We start from the raw sequence: 4,340 nt of genomic DNA, 5'->3' as shown, positions 1-4,340 counted from the left end.
TCAACGCACCCAAATCTCCATAAGTGCTTCCACGAACGAATTGATTTAAATCAATTACATTTTGAACGGTTCCTTTACCATAAGACTGTTTGCTTCCAATGATTACACCACGTTTGTAGTCCTGAATTGCTGCTGCTAAAATCTCTGAAGCAGAAGCAGAAAATTCATTAATCATAACCACTAATGGGCCGTCCCATTGTACTTTCGCATCTCTGTCATACAAGACTTCTTTTTTTCCAGCTGCTGATTTAATCTGAACAATTGGTCCCTGGTCAATAAATAATCCGGCAATATCTACAACGGTTTTTAAAGAACCTCCTCCATTATCCCTAACATCCATAACGATACCTTGAACTCCTTCTTTTTTCAATCGCTCTACTTCTATCGCTACATCTTTTCCGGCATCACGACTGTTTTGATCTTCAAAATCAATATAGAATTTTGGTAAATAAATTATCCCATATTTAAATCCATCTTTCTCTACAACGCTTGATTTTACATAAGTTTCTTCAATTTCTACTTCGTCGCGAATAATGGTAATAACTTTGATTGATCCATCCGTTTTCTTAACGGTCAAACGAACTTCTGTGCCTTTTGGTCCCTTTATTTTTTTGACAACATCGTCTAAACGCATTCCCACAACATCAACAGGTTCTCCATCAGCTTGAGCAACTTTTAAAACTATATCTCCCGATTCAAGCTCTTTCCCTCTCCAGGCTGGCCCACCGGAAATTAACTCTGTAATTTCGGTAAAGTCATTTTTCTTTTGCAAACGAGCTCCAATTCCTTCTAATTTCCCGCTCATACTAACATCAAATTTTTCTTTTTCGCTTGGCGCGAAATAAGAAGTATGCGGGTCAAAACGAGAAGCTATAGCATTCACATAAATTGAAAACCAATCTTCTCTATCAAGGTCTTTTATGAAATTGAAATTGTCATTCAAAGAATTTAATGTGCTTTCTCTAGTTTCTTTTTCTAATTGCTCATAAGTTTTTGGCGCTTGGTTTTTTCTTTTCTCCACATCTGAAATAAATTTCTTTTCTAATTCAGGTGTAAGTTTGTCGCCTTGATTTTCTCTAAAGTCTTTTAATTTTTCTTCTAAAGTTTTGTTCTTGTCTTTAGCTAAATCTTCTTCTAATTTTTGCTTTTCAACTAATGAGGACAACGTAGATAATTTTACTTGCTGACGCCATCTTTCTTTTAGTTCTTCAACATTTTTCGAAAATGGCAATTTCTCGTAATCTGTATTTATAGATTCTAATTTTTTGTAATCAAATGGTTTTTCTAAAGCCAATTTATAATAAGCTTTACTTTCTTCCATTCTTTGCATTAATCGGGTGTATGTCAAATCAAAAAAGGTCAAATCTTTGTTTTTAATTTGGTCATCTATTTGAGTTTCATACTTGGCAAATTCATCAATATCGGATTGCAAAAAGAATCGTTTAGAAGGATCTAATGCATTCAGATAATCTTTGTAGACACCTTTTGAAAAGGTATCATCTATAGCTGCCGGATTGTAATGTCCTTTTTCGATAACAAAAGTCAATAATTCTATCAACATTTTATCTTTCTCAGGGTCGGAAGATTTCTCCTGCGTAAAACTTCTAATAGCTTTCTCAATTGGTACAAAACTCAAAAGTGCCAAAGACAAGGCACCCACTATCATAAGTATTTTATAGTTCCTTTTCATATATTGAATTATTTTATTCATTAATTATTGGTCTAAAGTAAACAAAAAACTATGCCACGAATTTCTAATCGAGATAAATTTTTGTTAAAAATCGTTATTCTCAGTGATTTACATCGCATGCAGGTTCAAAGTTATGAAAATGCTGTTATACAAATCTTAAAAATAGTTTAATTTTGCCTTAACATAAGTCGCACAAAATTTGTGCTGGTTACATAAATTCAAAAAATGACCATCAAACCTACCATTTTAATTACAAATGATGACGGCATAAATGCTCCGGGAATTCGCGCTCTAATTGCCGTTATGGCAGAAATTGGCGATGTGATTGTTGTGGCTCCTGATAGTCCGCAGAGCGCTATGGGACATGCAATTACAATCAACAACACTTTGTATCTGGACAAAGTTTCGGCCGAAAATTCTGCTATAACAGAATACAGCTGTTCCGGAACCCCGGTAGATTGTGTAAAATTAGCAGTGAATGAAATTCTGAAAAAGAAACCCGATTTATGTGTTTCAGGAATCAATCATGGTTCAAATTCTTCGATTAATGTTATTTATTCCGGCACAATGAGCGCAGCTGTCGAGGCCGGAATTGAAGGAATTCCCGCTATTGGTTTTTCTTTATTGGATTATGACTGGAACGCCGATTTTGAACAAATAAAACCTTATATCAAAAAAATAGCCTTAGAAGTTTTAGCAAAAAAACTATCAGAAGGAACTGTTTTGAATGTTAATTTTCCAAAGCTAAAATTTGAAAAAATTAAAGGAATCAAGATTTGCCGTCAGGCGAAAGCAATCTGGATGGAGAAATTTGACAAACGAAAAACACCTTTTGGTAAAGATTATTATTGGCTTTCAGGTGAATTTGTAAACCTTGATAAAGGTGAAGATACCGACGAATGGGCACTTTCTAATGGTTATATTTCCATAGTTCCGGTGCAGTTTGATTTGACGGCGCATCATGCAATTCAACAATTAAATTCCTGGGATTTATAAATTTATAAATAATGGCACGAGCAACAGCGACTGCATTTTACACCAATAAAAAATAAACACGCGTAAAATGAAATACTACATTATAGCTGGCGAAGCTTCGGGAGATTTACACGGTTCAAATTTGATGAAAGCACTTTACAAAGAAGATACTTCAGCCGATATTAGATTTTGGGGTGGCGATTTGATGCAAAATGTTGGTGGAACTTTAGTAAAACATTATCGTGAATTAGCGTTTATGGGTTTTGCAGAAGTAGCGATGAACTTAAAAACTATTCTGAATAACATCAAAATTTGTAAAGCCGACATTGAAAAATTTAATCCAGATGTGATTATTTTTATTGATTATCCGGGTTTCAACATGCGAATTGCCAAATGGGCAAAATTAAAAGGCATCAAAACTCATTATTATATTGCGCCTCAAATTTGGGCATGGAAAGAAAACCGTATAAAAGCTGTAAAAAGAGATTTTGACAAACTGTTTGTCATTCTTCCTTTTGAAAAAGATTTTTTTGAGGTCAAGCATCATTTTCCTGTTGATTTTGTTGGTCATCCTTTAATTGATGCAATTCATAACAGAATAAAAACAGATGAAGCAACTTTTAGAAAAGATAATAATCTAGACGAAAAACCCATTATTGCAATACTTCCCGGAAGCCGTAAACAGGAAATTTCGAAAATGCTAAGCGTTATGTTGAGCATAGTGAGTGATTTTCCTGAATATCAATTCGTAATTGCCGGCGCACCAAGTCAGGAATATCATTTTTACAAACAATTTTTGACAACCAAAAACGTCAAATTCATTTCGAATAAAACGTATGACTTATTAAGTATTGCAACAGCAGCATTGGTAACTTCCGGAACAGCAACTTTGGAAACTGCCTTATTCAAAGTGCCCGAAGTTGTTTGTTATAAAGGAAGTTGGGCGTCCTATCAAATTGCCAAAAGGATAATTACCTTAAAGTATATTTCGTTAGTGAATTTGATTATGGATGAAGAAGTTGTGACAGAACTTATTCAGGATAAATTCAATTCACAAAACTTAAAAAAAGAGCTTTCTAAATTATTTGAAGAAAACCATAGAAAAGCACTGTTAAAAAAATATGATGCGCTTGAAACTAAGCTTGGTGGCATTGGCGCGAGTGAAAAAACAGCTAAAAAAATCGTTAAAGTGTTAAAAAATTTGGTTTAAGTGCATAAAAGATTATATTTGTAAACCAGACTTATTAAATGACAAACAAACTTAAAATAGCTCTTTTTTCAATTATATGTAGCGGCAGTTCCTTTGCCGCCAATACAATCAGACATGATATTTTAACTGAAATTAGTTCTTACAGTAATTTGGTGAAAGAATCTAATACCGATCCAAAGAAAAAAGATACTAAAAATAAATATCCACTTAACGATAAAAATGCAACTGATATTTTTATTGAAGAGGATACCAATAGTTACCTTGCCGACCAGCTTACCAATGTAGCTTCAGATAATTTAGGAACAGTTTATCGTGCTGGCGGAACAACTTCATCAGGTTTTGATTGCTCTGGTTTAATGTATTTTACTTTTAAAAAGTTTGACATTACACTTCCACGTTCTTCATACGAAATGGCTGAAGCCGGAAAACAAATTGACATCAACAATGCTAAAAAAGGAGATTTAA

Annotated in this window: 4 protein-coding genes; 3 read left to right on the top strand and 1 reads right to left on the bottom strand. The window is 33.7% G+C overall.

Annotated elements, in window-relative coordinates; all coding sequences use genetic code 11:
* Positions 1 to 1,711: S41 family peptidase (locus ABIQ27_RS14295; protein ID WP_348034594.1), on the bottom strand; the 1,711-nt coding region annotated here is incomplete at its 3' end.
* Positions 1,712 to 1,915: 204 nt separating this feature from the next.
* Here ABIQ27_RS14295 and surE point away from each other — a divergent pair.
* The 3 genes from surE to ABIQ27_RS14280 form a co-directional block, all read left to right on the top strand.
* Positions 1,916 to 2,686 (top strand): 5'/3'-nucleotidase SurE, encoded by a 771-nt coding sequence (gene surE, locus ABIQ27_RS14290; protein WP_348034593.1) that lies wholly within the window; start codon positions 1,916 to 1,918, stop codon positions 2,684 to 2,686.
* A 67-nt stretch (positions 2,687 to 2,753) separates the two neighbouring features.
* Positions 2,754 to 3,875 (top strand): lipid-A-disaccharide synthase, encoded by a 1,122-nt coding sequence (gene lpxB / locus ABIQ27_RS14285; protein WP_348034592.1) that lies wholly within the window; start codon positions 2,754 to 2,756, stop codon positions 3,873 to 3,875.
* A 38-nt stretch (positions 3,876 to 3,913) separates the two neighbouring features.
* A partial coding sequence (locus ABIQ27_RS14280) for an NlpC/P60 family protein (RefSeq protein ID WP_348034591.1) occupies positions 3,914 to 4,340 on the top strand: 427 nt, incomplete at its 3' end.

The sequence above is a fragment of the Flavobacterium sp. genome, assembly GCF_039916025.1.
Classification (GTDB): Bacteria; Bacteroidota; Bacteroidia; order Flavobacteriales; family Flavobacteriaceae; genus Flavobacterium.
The sequence above is the reverse complement of the archived record's forward strand: the minus strand, read 5'-3'. Positions and strand labels throughout refer to the sequence as shown.